Origin of the sequence: Stenotrophomonas sp. (assembly GCF_036662295.1) — a bacterium.
Taxonomy (GTDB): domain Bacteria; phylum Pseudomonadota; class Gammaproteobacteria; order Xanthomonadales; family Xanthomonadaceae; genus Stenotrophomonas.
In genome coordinates this window covers 14,359-14,907 of sequence record NZ_JAVWXA010000095.1, presented here as the reverse complement: position 1 = coordinate 14,907, position 549 = coordinate 14,359, and the positions used below count along the sequence as shown (strand labels likewise).

Sequence of the window (549 nt, the reverse complement as noted above, 5' to 3'; positions counted from 1 at the left end):
GATGCCGCGCGGGGTGCACGGGCGCAGGCCGAACTCGCGCAGCGCCAGATGGCCCACGTTTTCCGGATGGAAGCCGTCCACGTCCTTGCGCGGGTCGATGCGGTGGATCAGGCGGCTGGCGTCGGGGATGCCCGGCAGCGGCAGCTGCACCAGGATGCCGTGGATCTTCGGGTCGTTGTTGAGCTGGTCGATCAACGCCAGCAGCTGGGCCTCGTTGGTGCCCGCCGGCAGGTCGTAGTCGAAGGCTTCGATGCCCACCTTCTCGGCGGCGCGGCGCTTGTTGCGCACGTACACGGTCGAGGCCGGGTCGCCGCCCACCAGCACCACCGCCAGGCCGGGCCGGGTGCCACCGGCGGCCAGGCGGGCGTCCACCCGCACCTTCAGGCTGTCCAGCAGGTCTTCGGCGATGCGGCGGCCATCGAGGATGCGGGCGGGAAGCTGGGGGGCGGAATCGGTCATTAGGAGCGGGCGTGGGGCGGCGGGGACGCTATTGTCCCCGATTCAGGCCCCCTCGCCCACCGCTGCGAACATGCCCCGGTAGTGCCGGCC

The 549-nt window shown here is 71.8% G+C and carries 1 protein-coding gene; it reads right to left on the bottom strand.

Features of this window, described 5'->3' with window-relative positions:
* A partial coding sequence (locus RSA25_RS15535; RefSeq protein ID WP_332809751.1) for a tetrahydrofolate dehydrogenase/cyclohydrolase catalytic domain-containing protein occupies positions 1 to 459 on the bottom strand: 459 nt, incomplete at its 3' end.
* Positions 460 to 549 lie beyond the last annotated feature (90 nt).